This window comes from Legionella drancourtii LLAP12 (assembly GCF_000162755.2).
Taxonomy (GTDB): Bacteria; Pseudomonadota; Gammaproteobacteria; order Legionellales; family Legionellaceae; genus Legionella; species Legionella drancourtii.
Genome location: NZ_JH413819.1, coordinates 20,517 through 45,122, shown reverse-complemented (window position 1 = coordinate 45,122; position 24,606 = coordinate 20,517). Strand labels below are relative to the sequence as shown.

Sequence of the window (24,606 nt, the reverse complement as noted above, 5' to 3'; positions counted from 1 at the left end):
GATGAAATTTAAAGATAACACGAACTTTGTAATGAATTATAGAAATAAATATGGAGATAAAATTACCCTGGATAATCTTAAAAAAGTTGAAGACACTCACATTTTGAATGTTACCAGCTTTTTTACCCGTCTAGTCGCGGTACTTTTTTCTATATATCCATGTAATCTGTTTTCAAATTCTCCTTTTGCGAAGTTACCCTATAGCCGTATAAAATTACCTGATGGTAAAACTTGGGCATGCGTTGATAAATCAATGCTTTCAGAACGATTGGAGCAACTAGAAGTTGGTTTTTACATTAAATTTTTTGTTTTTAAAAAGAATGGACTGTCCATGGATGGTCATTCAATGCTCATTAAGAAAATAAATGATAATACATATTCATTTTTTGATCCAAATCATGGTGAATATTTAAATTTAAATGTTAATGAATTAGTGGAAAAAATTAATAAATCTGCTGAAGAACAATCTGCAAATCAAATGGTATTTTTTGATGCAAGAGATTTTATAAGTTCTTATCAAATAGGTAAGAAAGATATCTTTCCTCGAATGGCCGGATGCCTTGTTTAGCAAGCAAATGAGTTATCTTGTTAGTTTATCAACAATAGGGGACGCTCCGGGAAGGGCTTATTTTAAATGATACAAATTGGTGGATATTTGACAGAGATTGTCCCGGACCGTCATTTTTTGTTCAAATTAACAATAGTTGGCAGACAAAGAGCATAAAGTGCAATTTTTTTCCATTTAAACCAAAGAAAGTTAAAAATGACTTACTACATAAAAAAGCGAGAAGGAAGCCTTGCCGAAATCATTGAAGAAATTAAAGCCATTCCTCAAGAAGAAACTGATTTATGTTTAAACGCGAACATTCGATTTGCGGAACTAAGTGAAATACTCATTCAGCTGCCCTCAAGCATCGGCTCTCTTGATATTTCATTTAACCGTCTGAATGAACTATCTGCTGAGAATTTAATACTACTTTACCGCCATTCCACAAACTATAACGACCCTCAATCTATGTTATAACCGCCTCAATCTTCTCGACCCAATGGTTATAAATCAGCTTCAGGATTTTTTACCCCAGATTGATACTCTTTATTTGGGTTATGATGAGGCTAGAGACATGTCACAGGCTCAACGGTTGGCATTAAAAGCGGTTTTTCCTAATATTAAAAATGTCATATTACTTGATTGGACTTTGCAAGAAACTATAAACCCGCTTGCTGAACGTATGGCTCGTGAGCTTGGGCATATAACCCCAATCTCACTTTTATATCAATGCATGTTCTGGGCAAAATCCAACCTGATAAAACAAAAAATTGACGAAGCCAATATCAATCCTGAATTAAAAGAACAGATAAATGCCATCAGTCTACCAAGGTAGTTCACAATAATCGGCAACCAGTATTATCGTCTCAGGCTACTTCTGTGGCGGAGACACCTTTTGCAAATCATTGGGTTGACGAATGGGGGCGGCTCCTGAGGGAGCCTCTCATTTCACTACAGTCATTCGTTAAATACAAATTGTACATATTGGGGAGGGGCAGGGACGGAGCATGGACTCCAATGCCAGAGCCATGCCCGTCTCCAATACATATCATTTATCGCGAGGAGGATGTCAAAACTGTTCTTTCCTCTAAAGTAGGGCTACAACTGGGCTCAAGCATACACTCTTCACTCAATCCTGCATCAAAAAATCTTAGCCCTGCTTGCCTAATTTTAGAGTTATTAGGTTTGGGCGATTTTTCGGATGTTGGTAATAGAGTCTTATTTTGAAGTGCATCTGGAGTATGGCTTGGACTCATTTTTTCTATCAATGGCTTCTCCATCTGTGAAGGATATGGAGTCGATTTTTTTCTATGAAAAACGGTAGGCCAAGTAAAAGCTATCGATACGAATACTAAAATCACTGGAGACAATATTGCCATGGTAATGGTTAAGGCAAGTTTTGCCCCTATTGTTTCTCCTAGTGTTTCACCAACATGAATTCCGCTTCGGATTCCACCGGCAACAGAATAGGCAAGAGAATCACCTATCAAAGCACATAATTTAAGCATATTGATGGCTCCATACTTTATCTTTTGTGCTTTTGTTTGGTATTCCTCCGGTGGTTGATGTATTGATTCAAATTTTTCTTTTAGATCGACGTACGTTTTCGGGTTAAAGACTTTATATACTTGTGAAAAAGTATTAACAACCATGGTTGTCGAAGTACATATCATAGAAAGAACGTGTGCTAAAAAGGTATCCGGATGCGCACCGAAAGCATTGAAAAGCTTATTAACCCCTGATACGGTAGTAAACCAAGTTAGCGTTGCATAAACAGCTAAAAAGACCGTACTTACGATTCCCAATAAGACACATCGCAAAAGACCATAGGGTTTTTTATAATCTTCAATAAAAAGATTTTTAAATTTTGCATAATTTTCACGTATGCCTGCAGCTTGAAACGAATAAAAAGAGATAGCTGCAATCACAGATAACCCAATCGTAACTGTCAAAACTAGAGGGTTAGAGGCAATCATACCTGCCCCCAAAAAAGTGAGAAGTCCTACAAGACCAGCATATCCAGAAATGCCCGCAGAAATACATGCCAATAATGTCACGATACCAAAAAATAATTTCTGACCTCTATCGAAGATCGTTTTTTGTTTTATATTTTCTTCAGGGCTCTTAAACGTTTTTTGTTTTTTAGGATGAAAGCCTGCACTATCAAGCATGGTTTGCCCACGACTTAATAAACAAACTATCCCGTTACATAAGGAAAGTACTATCGCTAAGCCGAGGCCAACACCAAAGGGGGCTCCTAAGGTACTTAATAATCCCAGGCAAAATACCATACAAAGCGCCATGGAGGTAACGACTTTGCCAACCACTAATGGCACTCCTTTTATCAGCCTATTTCTATTTTGAATGGGGGTTCTTGCAAATTCTTGGCCATTGTTAGAGTAGGTAGCAATTTGTAAGACCTCTTGCTTAGATAATCTTTTTCCACCAGCAAGTATCTCTCCCCACTTAAAGGTAAGGAAACTCCAAAAATAGTGGGAAAATGGACGTTTTAGAAGATCTGTTATTCGAAGATCCCCATTGAGAATGGCTTGTTGGACTTTTTGCGATTCTTCTTCAGTAAATTGATATTGATTGAAAGAAGTAATAATCCAATCTTTTTGAGTATGAAATTTTCTTCTTAAAACCATTATGACTTCAGGACGTTTATGAATAGTAAAATCGATTTGATCTTGTTCTAATAAACTAACTATTTCTTTCATTCCGACAAATCCCTTTTTAATGCAAACCATGTAGCTTATTTATAATTTCACAAGAATTCCATTTAAATTTTTAATTAATTATTAATAAGTATGATATCGCTATCATTTTCATTAGAAAAATTTGACATACTTTGCTAGTTACATTCTAATCTTATTTTTTTATCCTGATGATGGACAATCATGGCATTTTTGAATTTTCTAAAACCCGCTCTTTATCTTAATGAAATTCAGGATAAAACCATTGTTAAACGGCAATATCGTTATTGGCGTATTCGCACCTTTTATGCAATGTATATAGGGTATGCTTTGTTTTATTTTACGCGAAAAAGTTTTACCTTCGTGATGCCTGCATTACAAAGCTCCTTGGGGATGAGCAAAACTGAACTGGGAATGATTGCTAGCATTTTGAGCTTAAGTTATGGCATCAGCAAATTTTTGAGTGGAATTCTTGGCGATAAGTCAAATCCTCGTTATTTAATGGCGATTGGGCTAATTTTGACAGGTATTGTTAATATTTTGTTTGGCTTGTCTTCCACCTGGTGGTTGTTTGCTATTTTTTGGGGATTGAATGGTTGGTTTCAAGGGTGGGGATGGCCAGGGTGTACTAAATTATTAACACATTGGTATTCTCAATCTGAACGTGGTCGTTGGTGGAGTATCTGGAATACATCACATAACGTTGGTGGTGCATTAATTCCATTGATTGTTGCTATGTGTGCGCAGTATTTTGGCTGGCGTTCAGCCATGTTTGTGCCTGGGATCATCTGCATTTTAGGAGGTGTTTTTTTAATCAATCGTTTAAGAGATACTCCGCAGTCGCTTGGTTTACCTGCGATAGAGCAATACCGGGAGGATTTTTCTGATTTATCAAATCACCACGAAGAAAAAACAGAACTCTCAGTCAAAGAAATTCTTTGGAATTATGTGTTGAGCAACCCCTATATTTGGATACTGTCCATTTCTTATTTGTTTATTTACATTGTCCGAACGGCCATTAATGATTGGAGCATGCTGTACTTAACGGAAGTGAAGGATTATTCCTTAATCACAGCAGGTAGTTGTGTCATATGGTTTGAGGTTGGTGGTTTTTTTGGAAATCTGGTTGCCGGCTGGCTTTCTGATAAAATATTTCAAGGTAAACGCAATCCAATCAATGTTCTCTTTACGGCAGGCGTATTTGCCACGTTGTTGCTATTTACTTTGGCTAGGGAATATACACCATTCCTCGATTCTTTGTTTCTTTTTTTCTTTGGTTTTTTTATCTTTGGACCACAAATGATGATCGGTTTGGCGTGTGCGGAGTTAGCACATAAAAAAGCCGCGGCGACGGCAACTGGCTTTGCCGGATTTTTTGCTTATTGTTTAGGTGCTGTTCTGGCTGGTGCTCCTTTGGGTGCAATTATCAAAAATTACGGCTGGGATAATTTCTTCCTCACATTGTTTATTTGCTGCTTGATTCCATTATTTATGATGCTGCCACTTTGGCATGTGAAAGTCCATCCAAGGTATCGTAAATCAGAATTTTCAGGCAAATCTGAGTTTGCTCAGTGATTGGCTAGGTGATCCAGTACAAATAAAGAGTGATGCAATTAATGAAGCCGCCAGAATGTGGCGATTTAGTAAATCTAATGGAATAACAGCAACAACAATAGGGGACAATCTGGCACGGATCCTATTTGAAATGATACAAATTAGTTTCTATTTGACGGGGAGCGTCCCGGCCCCCCTTTTTTTATCTGTTATGATTATTGAGGCAAAAGGCAAGACGCGATACCTTGTATTTCGCAAGTGGGGATCCCCCGTGGTTACTGGGTTAGAGCCGTCCCCATGTCAGTTTCCAGTCATGGGGCATTGAGGACACTGGCACTTCTCAGAGGTTAATAATACATTAGAATCTATACCCTATTATTCAGAAGTATTAGTGTATACTAAAGACCAAAAACTCATTTTCCTTGGGTGTTGGGATTTTAACTGATTAAGATAATCAGCATGTGTCGGGTATCCCTTCCAATCAGAGATATTTTTTGCAAAATCTGAAGCCAATTTTAAGTCACTTGCGGCATATCGGTATGATTTGGATCGAGCTGCCGCCAATACGTCTTCAACAAGTTTTCTTCTTAATAAGGTTGCGATGAGGCTTTTACCTTGTTTATTCAATTCGGTGGATAATTTTCGGTAAATAGAATAATCACTGCTATTCACTTCTTCCTCTCGGGCAAAATACAATTGCTCAATGGCATCAAATTCATTTAGATCCTGTAAGAACTTGAATCCACTGGCAAGAATTCGGCTTTCTTTTGCCATTTGCAATGCTTCTTTTACCGCATGTTCCTTTTCATTATCATTAGCCAGTTTCAGGTACTCAAAATATGTTTCAACTGCTAGGCTGTTTTTAAAATTACTCCAGATTACAGTTTTTGCCTGTTGTACATCGCCTTCAAGCATGTACGCTTCAATGAGCAGTTTGTCACGAGTGTATGAATCAAAACTGTTGTCACTTATTTGTTTCAGCCAGGATATGGCCTCCTCACTTCTGAATGCACCATTCAATCGTTTTGCAATTTTGCAGATGGCCTTATCATCAACTTTTTCTAGCTTTATAAGCTCAATATAGCGATCCACGTCTTGCCGTTTATCAGCAATTTTTTTATGTATGCTGATAACTCGATGGTTATGCATATAGGCGTCAAAATCCCAATTAGGATGATCGCGATTAAATTCAGGTGTGGTATCAGGTGATTTTATGTCTGGTAATGCCGTTTCTAATGCCTTGATTACTGGCTCTGTTAAACACTGCTTTAAGCAATCTACTATTGCTCCTCGATTGCCATAGGCATCATTAAAGTAAATGGATAAAATGTAATCGGCGATTGTTTGCGGTGCCTCATCTGAAAAGCTGAAGGCCTTGTCTAATACTTCAAACACATCATAGTAAAAGCTCCCCAGACAGCCATTGGAGTCATCTATTCGCTCAAAAAGTTTTTCATCAATTTCAATAAAGCGTTTGCAGAGTTTAAGCGCTAAATTGGGAGCTTGTCTTGTCAGGTAGTCATCAATTTTAGATAAAATTGAGTCCAGATGAGCTGTAAATGCGTTCGCCTCATAATAAGAAATAAACCGTTTGCCGTTTTTTATGTTGGTGATGTCCTTGTTTAAAGTTTTATACATTTCATTGGGATCATGGGCTGCCATAAAAGTTGATACAAGTTTTTTTGTCTCCCTGTTTTCATTGGCAATATTGACGATGATCTCAATAAGCGCTTCTTTATTCAAGTTGTTTAATTTTTCACTGATAGTTTTCGACATATGTTTCTCATGAGGCACAAAATATATGGTAATTTTATAGTAGCAAAGAATATCATGGAAGAAGGTGGTTGGTATTTGTCTAGCGCGGGTTTTAATTATGGCAATACACGAGGGCCCCAACTAATTACTTGACCATATATGGACCCCAGGCAGTAATTTCTGGGCAATTGACAATGAAGGAAGCAAATAAATTTGCCAATTTTCTTAACCGGCAACGTAGAGATATAGAGGTTGTTGAAAGAAGAAAGCAGGAGAAAATAGAACATGAAGAAAGGCTAGCTGCTTGGATAAAGAAAAAGGAAGATTAATATTTGCGATGCCTCCATGATCAGATGTTCCGGGAGTTATGACCCCGGAACTTGAACTTTTACTAGCTTGCTAGCTGAAGAATAAAGAACCTTTTTGCTCACTACCATGTTGCAATTCTTCTTTAACTACTTTTCGTGCAGAATGTAGAGGTGATTTCCCTTGATAAGGAGCTGAGTCAACAGTGGGTGAATTAGCTGCTGAAGAACGATCAACACCTAAGGCGTCCATTAATTCTCTTGTAGAATCTGGAGATTCTACTCTTGGTGCTTCTGTCTTACGGATTGCATAGTGAGGATAAAAGAATTTGCTGGCACACCAGGATAAAATGGGTTTCGCAGCACCGTACCATAATGCAGCCAGAGCACCACCAATTATAGGAGAAAATGCTAAGAGACTTAATGATCCGAGCTTGACTACAATCGGTGCTAATAATGGAATTGCTGCTAAACCACCCGTAAAGTATAATAAACTTGCTACTGACAAAGCAATCAACGTCCACTTAATTGCTTGCCCTACTAAAGGATGATGAGTAAAAAATCTTCTGAACCAAGAGAAAAGTCCTTTTTCAGGTTGAATGCTTAAGGAAACGGGTTCTTGAGATCTATCTCCAACCAATGCTTTATGGCGGTTATTTAAATATTTTGCTCCAGGTGTGGCAGTAATTACCATTCCTCGAGCTGAATGAGCCTCTCTTGACAGGGTTTGATCAACATAAGCCAATTCTTCTTGATAACGACTAAGATAGGTTTGCTTCATTGCTTCAGTATCATTGTAATCTCTATCTGTTTGAAGCTGAGTACCATTTTTCACTAAAAATTCTTCTACACGAAGTTTTACTAACTTAGAAGAAGAATGAAATATTTGCTCCGCCTGTGCATGACAACCGTTAACGACTTCTTCTTCAACTTCAGTCTCTTGGGGATAAGAAACTAATAAAGGAGCATGACATGCAATAGCAGGGAGCGGGATGTGTGGATATAAGGCCAACACTTTTCTTAACGGCTTACAGTCACTTAAATCCATGGTCTTATTAGTCAAACTTATCTTAAATGGATCAATGCTTGAAGTAGTAATAAAATTACCAGGTACCGGATCAAGCAACGCTAAATTAATAGCAAGTTTTTCTTTATCAATACTACCTAGTTGTTTGGCAAGTAATAGCGCAGCTATCCCTCCACGGCTATGGCCGTAAACATTGAGTGTTATTTGGTGGCCAGCATTTATTTCTTGTATAATGCGATCAATAACCTTCTTGCATTGCTCATTGAGGCCAGAGCCAAAAATGGTTCCATTAAATCCATAATCGACACCACAACCATTAAATCCCATCTTAATTTGAGATTCATTTTCCTCTGTTCGGGCTAGTAAAGAAGTAGCCAAAAAGCGACTATCATCAATTGAAAAACCTGTCCCACTAAAATACACTGAAATTGTTTTATTCACTTCAGACAGCCTCTTGCTTAAAAAATAAGCAAATTATAAAAGCCTTATGTCCTAAAAGTAAACAATTATCTGTTAATACCTGCTTGTTTTAATTGATTATATCCTGCTACAAACTGCTTTTGGTAGTTAGTTTATGAGTTTATGTCGACTGTGCCCCACAAAATCCCCACAATGGTTTTTGAGGGGGGGATAGTCAATTACAATTTATTGATTTTAACGGTTTTTATTGGTGGGCCCACTAGGACTTGAACCTGGGACCAACGGATTATGAGTCTGTAAAATAGGGGTTTTAGCAGGTTTTATCAGGTTTTAAATTATTTTAAAACCCTTTTAAAATCAACGTTTATAAGCCATAATTTGCCATATTGAAATTTATTTAGTTTTAAATAATGTGTCTACATGGCGTCTACATGGAATTTTAGGGGTAAGTTATGGCGGAAGCTGAAAAGGGTATGAAATTAACCAAAACCATCGTTGATAAGCTCGAGCATATTCCCGGAAAAACCCAAACTTTTTATCGTGATAATGATTTAAAAGGTTTTGCTTTAAGAATTACTTCAGGTGGTGTCAAAAGTTTCATCGTTGAAACCAGAATCAATGGCAAGGTAAAAAGAGTCACATTAGGCAAATACGGCAACTTGACGGTTGAAGAAGCCAGAAAGCAAGCCAAGAGTCTTTTGGGAAGTGTGGCCAGAGGTGATGATCCGATAGCAGAAAAGAAAACCAAAAAAGTTCATGCCATGACCTTACAGCAAGTGTTGAATGATTATCTCAAAACAAGAAAAGATTTAAAACCACGCACCTTAAACGATTATCAATGTGTGCTGCATGAGGTAGTACCTGACTGGCTTGATAAACCGCTGGTGAATATCACCCGTGAGATGATAGCCAAGCGACACACCAAGCATGGTCAAGCAAATAGTAAAGCACGTGCCAATAATGCCATGAGGGTATTAAGAGCTATTTTTAATTACGCCATGTATGAATACCAAGATGGGAATGGTCATCCCATCATCACCATTAACCCAGTCAAATACCTATCTCATACCCGGGCATGGTATCGAGTAGATCGCAAACAAACAGTCATCAAACCTCATCAATTAGCCGACTGGTATAAAGCGGTTATTATTCTGGTGGAAACTGATAATTATCGCAACGCTTTACTGTGGCATGATTATTTTTTATTGCTCTTGTTCACTGGTATGCGAAAAATGGAAGCTGCATCTTTGCGTTGGGAAGATATTGATCTCAAATCTAAAACCATCACCCTGCAAGACACCAAAAACCGCGAAATCCACACATTACCTATGTCTGATTTTGTCTATGAGCTAATGGAGCGCAGAAGCCGGAATAAAACCAGTGAATTTGTATTTCCAGCGGAAAGTAAAACGGGCTATATCTATGAACCTAAAAAGGCGGTGAATAGGGTGGTGGAATTATCAGGCGTTCCATTTACTTTGCATGACTTGAGAAGAACTTTTGCGACTATAGCTGATAGCCTTGATTTGCCTGCTTATGCTTTGAAGCGGTTACTCAACCATAAAATGAACAATGACGTTACAGCAGGGTATATCATGAAAGACGTTGAGCGATTAAGAAAACCTATGCAACAAGTGGCTAATTTTATACTTAAGCATATAATGGAGACCACGGATATTAGTTAATCAATAAAATTTAATCGTTTGCACCGTTGCTCTAGCAATTCGAGATATTTTTCCTGCATCGGTTGAGATAAAAAACTGAAACCAATCAGCTCTTGCCATTTTGGGATTACCTGATGGAACTCTTGTACGATCCCATCGATGACGTTCTGGTTTAATCCTAATTTTTCAATAGCAAAATATTTAAGAAAATCATTCTTTGTTAAATTATTTTTTTTTCCTTTTAGAGGTAAAGCCAGTTCTTCTTTGGTATTTTTTTGAGCGATGGTTGAGTTAAGTAAATCGTAGGCTGGTGATATGGAAATTTTTCTATCCTTAGTAATTAAGGAAAAATTTTTTAGATGCATGTCTTCATTGCCGACCAAGAAGTTAAACAACGTCAACTTAAATAATTTCACGAATTCAATTTTTGGGAATGTACAAAACTGTTCTATGACTGCAATGACTTTTTCCATAGAACTTTTATATTTTGTATGTCGATCTTCACCTGATAGCTGTGCAAAATCTTCTAAAGCTAACTTTTTATTATGGCCTATTCTATCAAAGCGTTTAATGAAGTAGGTTAAACTGTTGTCTTTAGAATAAACCAAACCATGAAGCGGAACTTCGAGGCCTATAGTTTTTGCAAGTGTCATAGTAACGGCTTCATTTTCAGGCAATTCTAGATAAATATCACTTTGTGGTTTTAAAATATACTGACCATATTGATCAACGATTTCAAAACATCCCTCTTTAATTTTTAGTTTGGCACTTAGTTTTTTTTGGACGCCCTGAACAGACATCTTTCCTACGCGCGCAATTGCTTCCTGCCGCTGCTCATCAGCACTTAAATCTAATGGACTAAGGTTTTTTAATTGAGGGGAAAGCAAATGCAATCCACGTTGCGAATAGTTTTCTTGATCACTAATCTTTTCATAAGTAATAGGACAGTGTTTCATCTTAGTTCCTCAATCGTCACTGCGCCTACGACATCTTGGCCAACTATTATCAATTGGCCAAAATAATCATTTTTATCGATTTTATATTTGCGTAATAATGCTTCAAGCATAATACCTTCAGGTAGCAATCCTTCAAAAAAAGGGGGAAATACGTCAAAATCATAGATCTTATTGGTGAACGGCATTGTGAGAGACACAGGTGCGCCCTGATAATCATCAAAGTAGGTAAATTGATATTTTCCACCTTGTAATTCTTCTAATATCCCAGCCTTAATGCCATTTACTGATACGTATGCTTTTCTCATGAATTATTATCCGTTGTTTGAGGAAAAGGTGTTTCAAATTTAATTTGGATATTTAAAACATCTAATACTTTTAGCAATGTATTCAGCCGCACAGATTCTTTCCCTTTTTCAATATCATAGATAACCGTCTTGCCGACACCCGCTAACCGAGCTAATTCCTGTTGTGATAAGCCGCTTTGTTTGCGGTAATAATGGATTAAATTGGCAATTTCGTGTTTGGGCATGGAGCACCGAAAATTAATTATATATTACTGTTATAGCAGTAATAATGATTAAAATAAATTTATTATTGCATTTCTTTGCATTAATTTACTATAAATTACTGTTATGGCGGTAAATTTTGATTGATTTTCTGATTTTCCCATATTTATTTATTATAAGTTCCTAAAAATTACTGTTATCACGGTAAATTTGGGGGGAATAATAAAAATTTATGTTCTGCTTATGCATTGAAGCGATTACTCAATTATAAAATGAATAATGATGTAACCGCAGGATATATCATGAAAGATGTTGAGCGATTACGTAAGCCAATGCAGCAGGTTACTAACTTTTTGCTTGAGCATATGAGTGAAACAGGGGCATGAAGTTGAATATATTTGTCATCTAAATTATATAAATCTTATTCCGCAGAAGACTTTTGGAACCTCTGAAATAATTTATCAGCACGTTGCAAAATAATGCTGGTAAAGGGACTAGGCGTTATGTTTTTTTGAATTTTGCTAATTAGATTTAAGACTTCTTTACGTACCAGGGCACCAGATAAAAGAGACTCTTCTGCCATTTGTGTAAAGTGACGAGAGAATAAGCCATCAAAATCATATTTACTACCAACTTTCATCGCCATTTTATTAGCAAGATTAGGATAATATACGGTTGCAATCATATCGTAGAAAGGTGCTAAACGAGTTTTTGAACCATGATAGAGCAAAGAGAAATTTTTGCTATGTGCATCATTGTTACCAATAATCACATTAAACAGAATCCCCTGTAATAATTCTTTAATATCCAAGACAGGGAGACTTGATATATTTCTTATCAAACCAAAGCACTCACTAATTTTGGGGCCACCTTCTCGCTGATATTTCATCTCAGGGCTTATGCCCATTGCCTGACAAAAATCCTCTTGATGAAGGCGTTGGATTCCTTGCTCTGTCTCAATCCGATCATAGCGTTTAACCAAAAGATAAGGGGTGTCATCAGCGTAATGGATAGCTGCATCCACAGCATTTAATCCAATTTTTTGCGCCAGATTAAGGCAGAAACACTCATTTTCAATTAGGGTGGGAAAGTCTCGATTAATTGGTTTTAAAATGTGAGTACTGGGTGCACCATTCATTGGTATTGCGAGATTTCCTTCAATAATAGCAACTGGGAGTTTATCCTGAGCTCCAGCAAGGGATAAACGGATTCCATCCTCACCGACTATCATAGGTCTTTGGTGCATGGTTTGCAGTATTTCTAATATGTCCTTTTTTTGAATAATTTTATAGTCTGGCTTTAGCTGAACTATGGAGGTATTTTGAGGCAACATCATCACAGCCCCAGCACACTCACCACCAATAGCAGCTAATAAGGCAAAATCATTTTTTTCACTGATACCCAATTGACGAGCAATAGCAGTACGCATATGGGCTTCAGGTAAGAGACCACTAAAAAACGGACGGCATTGCTGCATTGAATAAAGGGTTTTTTTAACGGGAAGTGAGTGTGACAAAGGGAGATTATTCTTGTTTTCAAGGTATCTATCATCATAGACAAAAGACATGTCACCATGCGCATCAATACTTAATTGACCTGCTAGTATTTGGTTAAGATAGACATCCAAGTTATGATTTTTCATTTTCAAACTCAGTATGAGATAAGTTGAGTTGAATCCCTAGTACTTGTAGTACTTGCAGTGTTTTTCCAATTTGACAAGTTGGCTTTCCATTTTCCAAATCAATAATAAAACGTAATCCAGTTCCGGCAGTTAAAGCCAAATCTTTTTGGGTAACATTAAGTTCTTTACGAACTTTGCGAATATAACATCCTATATTTTCTGGAGATTGAATCATCATTTTTCTTTTAATGTTCCCGTACGGTAATTTTATACCCTATTTTAAGAAAATTCCAGAAAATGTTCCCGATCGGTAATAATATGATGTTTTTTGCATATTAAATAAAAATGTTACCGCTCGGGAATATTGAGTGAGATCCTAAAGCGGCTGCTTAAATCCTGAAATAAATAATGAAAAATGTTGAATACTTGGGGGCATTCGAATTTTAATTTGTCTTGGGAATTTATTTGTTTTTTCACTTAATTGGTTATCCTAACTATATTGAAGATACAATTGAGTACTATGAACCTTATGATAGTTAATCCGATGTTTTATTGTTTTTATTTATTGATTTAAATGATTTTTTACTTGGTAAAATATCTTTTTGGGACATTTATGGGACATCAATATAAAAAAGAGGGTTTTTTAGTATTAAAATAGAACAAAACAGGAAGGGTAGCCATCAGTGCTGAGGTAGATCTGCGCTATTATTAAATAGTTTTGAAAGCTTATCCTTATACTGAGCCAGCGCGTCACGTGCAAGTATCTTCTGATCTCCAATTTCTGTTGGTTTGATCTCATTCTTGATTAATTTTTTAGTAACAGAGCTCAGCTTGCTGATCAAGCAGACATTAACATGGCTAAGTTTGGGTTTAGCTTTTGTACTTTAACAAGATAGTAAACCACAACATATTCAATTTTACTATTGGACGGTTGAATAGCAGGGTAGAACTAACCGAAATATTGGCTGAATTGTCCATCAACTCAGAATATTGCCTTATTGAAACGATAGTTCGGAAAAGTGATTTCATAGACATAATGAAGAATTATTACATCTGTCACGGTGAGCTTAGTTTCCTATCTATGTCCGCTCTAACCAAGAAAACTTCATTAGCTTAGGAAATTTATACCTGTTATAGAGCCACTTCGTGTTTATCAAGAGTTGCTTCTGCTGCTTCAATTAATTCCAGGATTATTTTGTAATCAGCAAAGGGTACCCCATAAGTAAAACTCGACTCTACTTTATTTTTTTGACTATGAGTTAATCGCCTATGAATATGATCGGGACCAAAATCAATAGCATGGTGATTGCTCGAGTCAATTCGAGAAAACCTTTGACCATTAGGAAGATTAATATTATAAGCATAGTCATCAAGAGCATCTAATCGAAAAATAACTTTGACACCTGAAGGTCTAATTCCTGTAATTACTCGTCCTTGGTTTCTTTCTAAGTGACAACCAAGCTGCTCCTGAATAGCTGTGTAATTATATATAAAAATATCATCGAGACTTGCTAGAGGTGGATCTATTAAAATATGTGGTGGCATTTTGAATTTATCCTTTAAGTAAGGCATTAATCCACCTGTTTGAGAAAGTTCTTTATAGTGTAGTTCGCAAAACTTAGCACCAATGAGCATACCTGATTCTTGAAATATGCTTGTAGTCGCTATTAATTCAGCAGTGCTTTTGCAAATAAGACACTCTTCTGAATTTAACCATACGGCTTGATTAACTATGGTATTTCTTTCTCTTCCTGTGAATAATGATGAAAGAAAACTCGTATCTTTATCTTTTTTTAGTTTCCAATTTTGATAGAGCTTCCTGTATTGTTTTTCATCAACTCTTTCTTCGAATTGTTTATTATTCAAGATTGGTAATTTTTTTAAGATTATATTTTTCTTTTCTAAAATCTTCTGAATAGCTAGTAATTCTCCAAAAGTTTTTGCGTTCATATAATAAATTCGAGCAGCAGGAAAAATTTCACTTCTTTCATATAATGCATTAATGTGAAAAATGCTATTTTCTATATAAATATGAGGATAATCTGCTTCATGGAGCATTTTTTGTAAATGGTCTTCGGAACTTATTGGAATCGCCAGAAATGGAATTGCATATTCCGGCTCAAAATGAACACCGATTCTGGAGCAAAGTGAACACCTATACTGAATAAATGTGAACAGTGATTCTGGTTTAACGTGAACACTTTTACTGATAATTCCAGAATCGGTGTTCACATTACCAGAATGAGTGTTCACATTCGTTCAGAATCTATTTTAACGCATTGAATTTAAAATGATTTGTTATGCTCAATCAGTCCAATAAGGAGATTGAGCATGCCGAATGTGAGATTAACAATGCGTAATATTCGAGATATATTAAGGTTACGATTAGCAGCAGGGCTTTCTTTTCGTCAAATTAGCCGTAGCACAAAAGTAAGTGTTGGAGCGATTCAAAAATTATTATCCAAGGCAGGCGAGTTAAATATCTCGTGGCCCTTACCTGAATCACTAAATGATGCTCAACTAGCACTACTCTTTTATCCTAAATCAGACAGTCGTTCCTCTAATCGATTTGAAATGCCGGATTGGCCGACAGCTCATTTAGAGCTTAAACGTAAAGGGATGACTAAGCTATTATTATGGGAGGAGTACACCCAGCAATATCCTAATCGTTGTTATAGTTATGCTCAGTTTTGTTTTTTATATATGGAGTGGGTAAAGAAACAAAAGCGCTCAATGCGACAACAACATAAAGCTGGAGAAAAGCTCTTTGTTGATTATTGCGGCCCAACTGTTGCGGTTGTTGATGCGAGAACAGGTGAAATTAAAAAAGCACAGATATTTGTCGCTGTTATGGGCGGCTCAAGTTATACCTTTGCTGAGGCGACATGGTCTCAGTCCTTACCTGATTGGTTGGGTAGCCACGTTAGAGCCTTATCTTTTTTTGGTGGCGTACCAGAACTCATTATTCCAGATAATTTACGCAGTGGAGTGAGCAAAGCATGCCGTTATGACCCAGAAATAAATCCAAGCTATCAGCAGTTAGCCGCGCATTATGGGGTAGCTATTCTGCCGGCAAGACCCTATAAACATAAAGACAAAGCTAAGGTAGAAGTTGGAGTTCAAGTGGTGGAGCGCTGGATTCTTGCCAAACTTCGGCATCATACGTTTTTCTCTCTTGCAGAAGTCAATGCATGCATTAAAAGTCTCTTACACGAACTTAATGAGCGCTCATTTAAACAACTGCCAGGTTGTAGGCGCAGTTTATTTGAATTAACTGATAAACCCGCGTTACGGCCCTTACCAAAATATTCGTATCAGTTTGTCGAAATTAAATCGGTTAAAGTGAATGTTGATTATCATATTCAATACCAGAAGCACCATTACTCCGTGCCACACCAATTTGTTGGTGAAATCCTTGAACTCCAAGTCAGTGATAATTTGGTGTCGCTGTACTTTCAACAAAAAATAGTGACCAGTCATCCAAGAAAATTTTTTGCTGGAATGACCACTGAGCCAGGACATATGCCCGTACGCCATGAAAAACATCATGCATGGAATCCTGGGCGACTAAAAAACTGGGCTAAAGATATAGGCCCTGATGTTCTAAGCTGGGTTACTCTTCAGCTGAACAAAAAAACACATCCTGAGCAAGCTTATCGCCTGTGCCTTGGATTATTAAATTTATCAAAACGATACCCCGCAACGCGTTTAAATAGGGCGTGCTCGCACGCAAACAAAGCGGGGCTGCATCGATTAAAACATATAAAAAACATCCTTGAGAGTAACACGGATACTTTGCCTGCTCAGGATGCCCCGGCGCTTAATCTCCCGCAAAGCCATGAAAACATCCGTGGCCCTCTTTCGTTTCATTAGCTAATCAAGGAATAACATCATGACACATCAATTACTTACTCAGTTACGCCAGTTAAAACTTAACGCTATGGCGAGCGCCCTGCAGTCTCAACAGGAGGTGCCCAATACCTATGAGGGATTAAGCTTTGAGGAACGCTTACAGTTGCTTGTTGAACAAGAACGCTTAAATCGCGACACGCGAAAACAAGAACGCCTGATTCGGCAAGCCCGATTTAAATTGAATGCAAACATACGCGATATTGACTATGGACAAGGTCGCAACATCACCAAAAACGAAGTGGCGCAGTTGGCGCAAATGGACTGGGTAACTAAAAAACAAAATCTACTCATCACTGGCCCTTGTGGCAGCGGTAAAACATACATTGCTTGCAGCATTGGTTACAGTGCGTGTCTTCGTGAGTATCAGACTAGATATTACCGTTTANCTCGCTTGTTCTTAGCGCTGACCAAAGCTAAAGCTGATGGAACCTATCATAAAGAACTACAGGCTTTATCTAAAATTCAATTACTCATTATAGACGACTGGGGCATGGAACCATTAACTCAATCGCAACGGAACGATCTCATGGAAATAATGGATGATCGACATGGGCATGCGTCTACAGTGATCATTAGCCAACTACCTGTAGATCAATGGTATGCATGCATAGGCGATAATACTTTAGCCGATGCTATTTTAGATCGACTCGTTCATAACGCACATCGTATGAATTTAAAGGGTGAGTCTATGAGAAAAATCCTTGGAAAATTGACTGAAAGTGAACACTTGGTGTAAAAGACGCTTGGGGCAATACGTTAAAATACTAGGTGTTCACGTTCAACCAGAATCGGTGTTCATTTTCACCGGAATACGGTGTTCACGTTCAACCAGAATCGGTGTTCATTTTCACCGGAATACGCAGCAGCTCATTTAATGTTTTAATTTGTTGAAGATATTGATTATTTGATTCACAAAATTGTTTTATTCCTTTATCTTCAGAAACGAGATAAATTCGTTCTTTATTTTTTTGAGCAAAATACTTCAATGACAGACAGATATATGCATCAGGGAACTCATGTTTTTTTATTTCTTTGTGGCCAAAAGGGGGGCTGGTATTGAAATATAGTGTTAATATTTCTTCTGCATGTACACTTGATGATGATACTGGTATTGCATCTGTTTCTTTTAAAAAAGCATCAAACCCCTCTAAACTCTTTGATATATGATCTTTAAATAAATATTTAACTTCATTTTTTATAAAGCGACAATTTGGTGTATTCAAGACGGTGCTAAGTTCTTTATTAGCAACTTCAATTTTTTTCTTTATTTGTTGTTTAATTTCATTCTCAACAACATCAACCATTATTAGTTTTATTGATTTTTCCTTGATTATCTTTATCAAGCTTTGGAAGCTAATACTTGAAAAATCAAACATTTTTTGATTAAAAAAATTGGTGTCTATACACACTAAAATTGGGTTGTTTGTAACCTTCATTTTCTCTCAATAGACTACCCTTGTTTATAAATATTAGCATAAGATACCTCAAGCTGCTTTCTAAGCTCATCTATCTGATTACGAAGTATTTTATTTTGCTTCGTCAATACTTCAATCTCTTTTTCCTTTGCTTTAAGTCTTATAGCTTGATCACGCATTAATTGATTATTAATGCGCTCTTTGGCATTCTCTATCTGCGATTTAATGGCTGGCTCTTTGTAGAGCCAGCTTCTTGAAACACCTGTAAATTTGTAAACTGAGAGGAAATTTATTGGAATCGATTCTTTTTCCATTAATGTTAAAGCCTCAAGAACTTTTTGAATGGTTTCAACTTTTTTATCTTTAGACGCTTTAATTATTCCCTCAGTTTTTTTTAAATTTTTGCTCATGGATTATTTTCCAAAGTATTTATAATCGTTGTTAAACTTATAGCAACTTCTTGATTTATTTCTTCAGCACGTTTCCATCCATTTTGATTAGCTTGAGCAATAATTTTATTGGTTTCTTCAAGTTGTGATTTATGTTGATCTAGGTGTTTCTTTGATGTTCTGAAATGTGTGCATGTTAAACATGCATTAGCATGAGGGCATTTTTGCTGAGTTAGAGGTAAAGCACACAGTCCATTAGGTAATGCTTGAGTCAGGATGTTTTGCTTTAACCAACGTGCGTCTAGATGATCGTTAGAAGAATTCATCTGTCCTTGTATATCAATCAATCTATCTTGATAATCGACAAATGCAGCTTTCATTGTATTATCGTGGATATGGGCATACCGGGCAGTCATCTCGGGTGACTCATGACCAAGATATTTCTGCACCATAACTTGAGGTACACCAGCATTTATCATTTGAGAGCCCACAGTATGTCTAAATTGATGGGAACTAAATTTCCATATAATACCATTAGCATCGACTATATTTTTTTCTTGAGCTAACTTATTCAATGCACGATTTATATGTGGGGCTGAAATAGTAGGGGACTTCGATTGCCGTCGACTAGGGAAAAGAAGGGGGGATATATGCCCACTATCCGTTAAATCTATCTGTTGGGCTTTGATAGCTTCTACACAAGCAGGAGAAATTGGAATTAACCTTTCACGCTTAAGCTTTTTTTCATGCACCCTCAGCAACCAATCACCATCGCTATCTTGCTCTAAACAATCAAATTTTAAAAAAGAAACCTCACTTACACGGCGACCTGTTTCTAACAATACAAGGATGAACCTTTGCATCCAGTCACTAAGGCAGTGAAGATGGCGTTTAAGCTGAAGTAGAACGTCTTGGCTTATGAATTTAGGTGTGATTGTTGTATCTCTAGGCAAATCATTATTAAAAATAAAGGGTTTGTCTGGGAAATTCAGCCATTCTTCCTGTAATGCAACTTGATGAAAGGTTCTTATATTCATAAGAGTGATCCCACGGGTCATAGGATTCAAGCCTCTTTGCGCTAAATATTGAATAAAACCCACTATAAATACACGATTGACATTATTAGGCGTGATGAATGTGTTAAGTGTTTGTATATAGTCATTTAAATGATTAAAGCCTCGAATGTAACCGCGGCAGGTGGAGTAACTTCTTGTTGCCGCCTGCAATCTTACAAATTTTTTGGCTGCTTTGTTAAGCCAGTCAATCGTTATATTTGAAAAAGATAAATAATATGCCCCATGAGTGGCGTCAGCTTGTAGGCCTACATCACTTGCTAACCATAAATCTTTCTCTAACAACAGATCAGCAGTATTTTCTGTTTTATTTAATGTTAGTGCTGACATTTTCATCAGTTATTCTCCTTTTTGGAGATATAACTTTTAAAAGCATCTTTCATCTGTTTTGTATCAATATGTGTATATGTATTAACTGTTGTTTGTATACTTGTATGACCGAGACGCTTCTGAACTAAAGCCATATCCCAGCCAGCCCTTACCAATGATGAAGCGTGGGTATGGCGAAGCATATGAGGCCTAATGTAAAAGCCACATTTCTGACTGAGATTAACAAATAGTTTTTTTATGGCAGGATAACAGAGGGGTTCATAAGTATTAAGGTTAATGAATACATAATCACCCAGCCTATTTTGATCTAAGCTACTTACATACTCACTGTATAAATTCATAACATAATTAGAAACATGCAATGTATTTGATTTGTAAGATTTATTTCTAACTTGGTTTACATTGTTAGTTCGGTATTTAATGTGTATCTCATTATTCCAGCAAATGATGTCCTCATGGCGCAAAGCTAATGTTTGCCCTATACGAAGCCCGGTTTCAAACAATAGCGCAACCAAAAATCTATCTCGGTAATTTGAGCAAGCTTCATTTAACTGGACAAGTTGTTCATCAGTAATGGTTTTAGGTAACTCCTTAACTTGTCGAACTGATATGATTCTTCTTTGAACAGGTTTATTTTTAAACACATGATGAAGGAGGGCTTTATACCGATTGCCGGGTAGATTCTTTGATTCGGTTATAGTTACATCGGTATTACCCAGCTGGTTGTGATAACGATAAAAGCTTGATAAGCAGCCCAATATGACATTTATTGTGGCCGGCTTGCGTGCAGAGCGATCTTCAATAATATCAATAACGGCAGACTCATCCTTAAGCTCACGTAACCAACCAACAAAAGCTGCTAAATTTGATAAGTTAATTTTAGTCCAATCAAGCTGCCTAGAAACTAAAAACTCCCAAAACAACTTTAAGTGATGAGCATAGCTTTTAACAGTAAATGGTGACTTATCAACATTATTTAAATAACGGATAAATTCTGTGATGGGTTTTACAGGTAAATAGTTATCATCTAAAACTAGCCAACTGTAATCGTATGGGCTTAGTTTAATTTTTTGTACTTTCATTAATACAGCTCCCGTTAGATGCGCAATATTACAACAATTATCTAACGTTGACTACATTAACTACACTTATGACATACGGTCTGATTATCAAAATAATCAGACTTAATGACGCTATCAGCGTATTTATTTAAAATACACCGCACTATTTCTTTGTAGTCTTTAGGTAAGATTTAGTGAGCATGTCAGTTATATCAATAACATTTCAAATGCCGAAAGACTGATTCCATTGCCGAGTACCACATGCGCAGCCTTCAGGTCTACTCGCAAACTTATCCCAAAGTACGGCGTAAACTTTGGTTTTGGTACTATCTTTAAATCTAACGACGCTTCACCGATGGTTCATTGGTATTCGTCTTTCTAATCCATACCTGCCGAGTGTTCCCGGCTTTTCTTCAACGCTCACCACCCCTGCTCTTAACAAGAGCAGCTTGAAGTGGTTTGGACACCGATGGTGTCTATCATCATTTTCCTTATAGCTTTACCAAAATACTCAAGTTCAGCAATCTGAGCTTTCAGACGCCTTAACTCTAATTGTAATTCGTGGCAAAATAACCTTTTGCAGAGAATACAGTTTGTAATCATTGAATGATAAGCAAGTTGATTTACAATTGAATCTACGACAAAGTTGATATCACAAGACACAACGACTAGCATCAAAGGAGCACCAAGAAGAAAGCTTATTGATTGATCTCCTGGAGTAGAAAAGGAGTGGTATTGTTTTTGATAAGATTCCCAATAGTCGCATATCAAAATTAGAATCAATTATTATTTTATTTATCAGGAGCTTTGATTATGCTAAAAGGATTTACAAAACTTAGAGATTTAAACCATTTTAAACTTATAGGTGGGTTAATATGTTTTCTTGTTTTTCTATTGTTTACAACGGTTATCATTTCAGATGATTTGAAACAATCAAAAAACATACCTGAGTTTGTTACTAGAATGACTGAAGGCAAAAAAATTTATCAAATTTATTGTGTTGGATGTCATCAATTAAACGGCGAAGGACAACTATTAGGTGCTCCTGCATTAAGAAAGGGATTATATAATAGCAGTTATCTGACTATTGATAAACCTATCACTAGAAACCTTGATATCGTACTTAATGGTGTTCAAGATACCCCTATGCCAGGATTCAAACAAATATTAAATGATGAAGAACTTGCATCTGTAATTACATATATTCGAAATGCCTGGAATAATGATACGGGTGATTTGATTACTCCCCAAGACATTAAAACAAGAAAAAATATCGTTATAGAACCTCATAATACCAATGGGCAAACCTATACTTATGTCGAGCAAATGAACTTAGGTAAAACAATTTATCGCGCATATTGCGCACGTTGTCATCAATTAAATGGCAAAGGCAAAGCTCCATTTGGTCCCAAATTGGATGGTAGTTATCTTGCAAGTGAACAGAGTTTAATCCCATATAAAATAGATTTGCTACTTCAAGGCGCATCAGGAACACGTATGCGTAGCTTCGCAAAAGAGCTTTCTGACACCGAATTGAGTGCTGTCTCTACTTATATAGCAAATGCTTGGCAAAATCATGGGCATGGAGTGATTCAACCTCAAGCATTTGCACAGAGAAGAAAAGAACTCCTTGAACTTGCCAATAAAAAAGATAAAGAAGTCTCACGGGTCTATAGTTATGAACAATTGATGAGCAAAGGAAAAATAGGATACATGGCTCATTGCGCACGCTGCCATCTTCCAGATGGTGCTGGTGGAGCACAACCAGGCGTATCTGCATTAAAAGGAAGTACTCTAATTATGAAGAGTACCCGCGCTGCTCATATCGACGTGGTACTCTTAGGTGTTCCTGGAAGCATTATGCGTGCTTTCGGTAACAGACTGACAAATCTTGAAACAGCTGCTATTCTTACTTATGAGCGAAATGCTTGGGGGAATAATAAGGGAGATCTTATTCAACCGGCGGAAGTACAGAAAAGAAGAGTTCTCTTACAGAAAATGATTGATTTTCAAGATAAAAATCAACTAATTCAGCAAGATGAAAAAGAACAAAGAGACGCTCTTAAGAAAAAGTAAGTCGATTGAGGAAAACCAAGCATGTTAAAGGACAGTGTATTATTAATAAAAAATCAGAAAATCTATTTAAATTTTATTATGGTCATTGCGCCGTTAATGAATTTTTTTTCAAGTATTTGCTTTGATCTTTATGCACCATCAATGCCAGCAATAGCAACACATCTTTCGGTTTCAACTCATTTAATGAAAAACACAATTACAATGACCATGGTGGGTTTTGCTATTGGCAGTTTAATTTTTGGTGTATTCATAGATTGCTACGGACGTCGCAAAACATTAATTCCCTCTATGTTTGCTTTTATTATTGTAAGCTCATTTGCCCCTTTTGTGACTAGCATTACTCAATTAATGATAATCCGATTTTTTCAAGGGATGTTTACAGCAGCGTGTTCTATTGGCTCTCGAGCAATAATTGTTGACTATTTCACTGGGCAACGATTTATCATTGCAATTTTATACACCACTGTTGCCTATGGTTTTGGTTTAATGGTAGCGCCTTTTTTTGGGGGATATCTGCAATATTATTTTGGTTGGCAAGCTAATTTTTATGCCTATATTATAGTTGCCTTTTTTATTGGGCTGGTGCTCTTTTTATTTTTGCGTGAAAGCTTACCCCCTGCAAATAATAGAAGTCTTTTAAAAACAGTAAAATCTTACGGACAAGTGCTCAAACACAGGACTTTACTTGCAGGAATTATTATTTTAGGAATTGTCTTAGTAGAACAATTAATTTACCCGACCATTGGTGTATTTCTTGTTCAAGTTAACTTGGCCTATTCACCAATAATTTATGGTTATAGCGCATTAGCTATAGGTTGTAGTTATTTAGTAGGTACCTTGATCAATCGTTTATTACTCCCTAAATTTTCCCCCGGAATCCTTGTTAATTTCGGTTTTATCATTATGACTACCGCGACTGCATTGCAATTGGTTTTAGCACTTTGGTGTGAACTGAACCTATGGACTTTAGCGCTTCCTATAATGCTTTTTAATATTGGTTTAGGTTTTATTTTTGGCAATATTATTGGTTTCTGTTTGCGCATTTTCCCAGAAAATGCCGGCATTAACCTGGCGATTCAGACTTGTTATTTGATGTTAATCAGTGCAGCAGGGGTTTTTGCTATAAGTAGTTTTAAAATCGACAGCGTGTTACCTGTATCCCTAATCTATGTCATTCTTGTTTTAATCCAATTTATGCTATTTAAAGGAGGGATCAGGCATAGAATTGACCATAATTTTAACAAATGATGGAGTACTTCATGATAAATTCTTCTTTGATGCCTATTTATGACCGCATAC

22 protein-coding genes and 2 pseudogenes are annotated in these 24,606 nt (G+C 36.7%); 11 read left to right on the top strand and 13 right to left on the bottom strand.

All coding sequences use genetic code 11. The features are described from left to right. The 3 genes and pseudogenes from LDG_RS08370 to LDG_RS08360 all read left to right on the top strand — a co-directional run. Nucleotides 1-568 (top strand): annotated as a pseudogene (locus LDG_RS08370) (hypothetical protein); the annotation flags it as partial. A gap of 195 nt (nt 569-763) precedes the next feature. After that, nucleotides 764-1,024, top strand: coding sequence for a hypothetical protein (locus LDG_RS08365; RefSeq protein WP_006870840.1), 261 nt, complete (start codon nt 764-766; stop codon nt 1,022-1,024). Between the two features lie 22 nt (nt 1,025-1,046). Then, nucleotides 1,047-1,382: a hypothetical protein gene (locus LDG_RS08360; RefSeq protein WP_006870839.1), complete on the top strand. Its 336-nt coding sequence runs from the start codon at nt 1,047-1,049 to the stop codon at nt 1,380-1,382. Between the two features lie 217 nt (nt 1,383-1,599). Here LDG_RS08360 and LDG_RS08355 read toward each other — a convergent pair whose 3' ends face one another. After that, entirely contained in the window at nt 1,600-3,267 is a 1,668-nt protein-coding gene (locus tag LDG_RS08355) for a hypothetical protein (protein ID WP_006870838.1), read from the bottom strand. A gap of 180 nt (nt 3,268-3,447) precedes the next feature. Between LDG_RS08355 and pgtP the strand changes: the two genes are divergently transcribed. After that, nucleotides 3,448-4,818 (top strand): MFS transporter, encoded by a 1,371-nt coding sequence (pgtP, locus tag LDG_RS08350; protein WP_006870837.1) that lies wholly within the window; start codon nt 3,448-3,450, stop codon nt 4,816-4,818. A 354-nt stretch (nt 4,819-5,172) separates the two neighbouring features. Here the strand turns inward: pgtP and LDG_RS08340 are convergent, their stop codons facing one another. Next, entirely contained in the window at nt 5,173-6,573 is a 1,401-nt protein-coding gene (locus LDG_RS08340) for a DUF6880 family protein (protein ID WP_006870836.1), read from the bottom strand. 173 nt (nt 6,574-6,746) lie between these two features. Between LDG_RS08340 and LDG_RS20520 the strand changes: the two genes are divergently transcribed. Next, the gene (locus LDG_RS20520; protein WP_006870834.1) at nt 6,747-6,881 is read left to right on the top strand and encodes a hypothetical protein; all 135 of its coding nucleotides are present in this window, start codon (nt 6,747-6,749) and stop codon (nt 6,879-6,881) included. A gap of 70 nt (nt 6,882-6,951) precedes the next feature. Here the strand turns inward: LDG_RS20520 and LDG_RS08335 are convergent, their stop codons facing one another. Then, nucleotides 6,952-8,325 carry an alpha/beta hydrolase gene (locus LDG_RS08335; RefSeq protein WP_006870833.1) on the bottom strand — a complete coding sequence of 458 codons (1,374 nt, stop codon included), beginning with the start codon at nt 8,323-8,325 and terminating at the stop codon, nt 6,952-6,954. 431 nt (nt 8,326-8,756) lie between these two features. Between LDG_RS08335 and LDG_RS08330 the strand changes: the two genes are divergently transcribed. Continuing rightward, nucleotides 8,757-9,989 (top strand): tyrosine-type recombinase/integrase, encoded by a 1,233-nt coding sequence (locus tag LDG_RS08330; RefSeq protein ID WP_006870832.1) that lies wholly within the window; start codon nt 8,757-8,759, stop codon nt 9,987-9,989. Here the strand turns inward: LDG_RS08330 and LDG_RS08325 are convergent. The 3 genes from LDG_RS08325 to LDG_RS08315 are packed head-to-tail and all read right to left on the bottom strand — an operon-like array spanning nt 9,986 to nt 11,453. After that, nucleotides 9,986-10,924, bottom strand: coding sequence for a lpg2370 family Dot/Icm T4SS effector (locus tag LDG_RS08325; protein WP_006870831.1), 939 nt, complete (start codon nt 10,922-10,924; stop codon nt 9,986-9,988). The two genes, LDG_RS08330 and LDG_RS08325, sit on opposite strands and share 4 nt — an antisense overlap. Continuing rightward, nucleotides 10,921-11,229, bottom strand: coding sequence for a HipA N-terminal domain-containing protein (locus LDG_RS08320; RefSeq protein ID WP_006870830.1), 309 nt, complete (start codon nt 11,227-11,229; stop codon nt 10,921-10,923). Before LDG_RS08320 ends, LDG_RS08325 begins: the two co-directional genes overlap by 4 nt. After that, nucleotides 11,226-11,453 carry a helix-turn-helix transcriptional regulator gene (locus tag LDG_RS08315; protein WP_006870829.1) on the bottom strand — a complete coding sequence of 76 codons (228 nt, stop codon included), beginning with the start codon at nt 11,451-11,453 and terminating at the stop codon, nt 11,226-11,228. Before LDG_RS08315 ends, LDG_RS08320 begins: the two co-directional genes overlap by 4 nt. A gap of 216 nt (nt 11,454-11,669) precedes the next feature. Here LDG_RS08315 and LDG_RS20710 point away from each other — a divergent pair. Further along, a pseudogene (locus LDG_RS20710) lies at nt 11,670-11,816 on the top strand (integrase); the annotation flags it as partial. A 35-nt stretch (nt 11,817-11,851) separates the two neighbouring features. On the opposite strand, the gene LDG_RS08310 reads toward LDG_RS20710, so the two are convergent. The 3 genes from LDG_RS08310 to LDG_RS08300 form a co-directional block, all read right to left on the bottom strand. After that, nucleotides 11,852-13,072, bottom strand: a complete 1,221-nt coding sequence (locus LDG_RS08310) for a type II toxin-antitoxin system HipA family toxin (RefSeq protein ID WP_040534994.1) — start codon at nt 13,070-13,072, stop codon at nt 11,852-11,854. After that, entirely contained in the window at nt 13,059-13,289 is a 231-nt protein-coding gene (locus LDG_RS08305) for a helix-turn-helix transcriptional regulator (protein ID WP_233491440.1), read from the bottom strand. The genes LDG_RS08310 and LDG_RS08305 overlap by 14 nt, the downstream gene beginning before the upstream one ends. 893 nt (nt 13,290-14,182) lie before the next feature. Continuing rightward, nucleotides 14,183-15,304 (bottom strand): hypothetical protein, encoded by a 1,122-nt coding sequence (locus tag LDG_RS08300; RefSeq protein WP_006870824.1) that lies wholly within the window; start codon nt 15,302-15,304, stop codon nt 14,183-14,185. A gap of 78 nt (nt 15,305-15,382) precedes the next feature. Between LDG_RS08300 and istA the strand changes: the two genes are divergently transcribed. Together istA and istB are read left to right on the top strand one after the other, a co-directional pair. Continuing rightward, nucleotides 15,383-16,924, top strand: coding sequence for an IS21 family transposase (gene istA, locus LDG_RS08295; protein ID WP_006870823.1), 1,542 nt, complete (start codon nt 15,383-15,385; stop codon nt 16,922-16,924). A gap of 19 nt (nt 16,925-16,943) precedes the next feature. After that, nucleotides 16,944-17,699 (top strand): IS21-like element helper ATPase IstB, encoded by a 756-nt coding sequence (gene istB / locus LDG_RS08290; RefSeq protein WP_006870822.1) that lies wholly within the window; start codon nt 16,944-16,946, stop codon nt 17,697-17,699. Nucleotides 17,700-17,787: 88 nt separating this feature from the next. Here istB and LDG_RS08285 read toward each other — a convergent pair whose 3' ends face one another. Genes LDG_RS08285 through LDG_RS08270 form a run of 4 tightly spaced genes read right to left on the bottom strand, consistent with a single transcriptional unit; the run spans nt 17,788 to nt 21,252 of the window. Beyond that, the gene (locus tag LDG_RS08285) at nt 17,788-18,399 is read right to left on the bottom strand and encodes a PIN domain-containing protein (protein WP_006870821.1); all 612 of its coding nucleotides are present in this window, start codon (nt 18,397-18,399) and stop codon (nt 17,788-17,790) included. Between the two features lie 14 nt (nt 18,400-18,413). Then, nucleotides 18,414-18,788 carry a DUF6262 family protein gene (locus LDG_RS08280; protein WP_006870820.1) on the bottom strand — a complete coding sequence of 125 codons (375 nt, stop codon included), beginning with the start codon at nt 18,786-18,788 and terminating at the stop codon, nt 18,414-18,416. Then, a complete protein-coding gene (locus LDG_RS08275; protein WP_006870819.1) occupies nt 18,785-20,176 on the bottom strand; it encodes a tyrosine-type recombinase/integrase in 1,392 nt (463 codons plus the stop codon). The genes LDG_RS08280 and LDG_RS08275 overlap by 4 nt, the downstream gene beginning before the upstream one ends. Next, a complete protein-coding gene (locus LDG_RS08270) occupies nt 20,176-21,252 on the bottom strand; it encodes a tyrosine-type recombinase/integrase (RefSeq protein ID WP_006870818.1) in 1,077 nt (358 codons plus the stop codon). The genes LDG_RS08275 and LDG_RS08270 overlap by 1 nt, the downstream gene beginning before the upstream one ends. A gap of 792 nt (nt 21,253-22,044) precedes the next feature. Between LDG_RS08270 and LDG_RS08265 the strand changes: the two genes are divergently transcribed. Then, on the top strand, nt 22,045-23,307 hold the full coding sequence (locus tag LDG_RS08265; RefSeq protein WP_006870817.1) for a c-type cytochrome: 1,263 nt from the start codon (nt 22,045-22,047) through the stop codon (nt 23,305-23,307). A gap of 21 nt (nt 23,308-23,328) precedes the next feature. Further along, complete coding sequence (locus LDG_RS08260) at nt 23,329-24,555, top strand: MFS transporter (RefSeq protein ID WP_006870816.1); 1,227 nt, start codon at nt 23,329-23,331, stop codon at nt 24,553-24,555. Nucleotides 24,556-24,606 lie beyond the last annotated feature (51 nt).